Source organism: Paraburkholderia sp. FW306-2-2C-D06C, from assembly GCF_058781505.1.
In genome coordinates this window covers 1-510 of the sequence record NZ_JBYSWU010000159.1, presented here as the reverse complement: position 1 = coordinate 510, position 510 = coordinate 1, and the positions used below count along the sequence as shown (strand labels likewise).

Here is a 510-nt window from a genome sequence, read left to right as displayed (position 1 = left end):
TCTGCCGGGACAAGCGAAAGTATCAAGTCTCACACAGTATTAGAGGAAGGTTTGCCTGTTGAGAGACAGGCGTAATCATCGTCAGTACGTTGAGTGAGCGACCGGTCTCGAAAGAGACCGAAAAACAGTAACAGGTTTGAACTGAAGAGTTTGATCCTGGCTCAGATTGAACGCTGGCGGCATGCCTTACACATGCAAGTCGAACGGCAGCACGGGAGCAATCCTGGTGGCGAGTGGCGAACGGGTGAGTAATACATCGGAACGTGTCCTGTAGTGGGGGATAGCCCGGCGAAAGCCGGATTAATACCGCATACGCTCTACGGAGGAAAGGGGGGGATCTTCGGACCTCCCGCTACAGGGGCGGCCGATGGCAGATTAGCTAGTTGGTGGGGTAAAGGCCTACCAAGGCGACGATCTGTAGCTGGTCTGAGAGGACGACCAGCCACACTGGGACTGAGACACGGCCCAGACTCCTACGGGAGGCAGCAGTGGGGAATTTTGGACAATGGG

Annotated in this window: 1 rRNA gene; it reads left to right on the top strand. The window is 55.5% G+C overall.

From position 1 onward, the window contains the following. Positions 1 to 138: 138 nt before the first annotated feature. Positions 139 to 510: ribosomal RNA gene (locus AC3WLT_RS37305) — 16S ribosomal RNA — on the top strand; the annotation flags it as partial.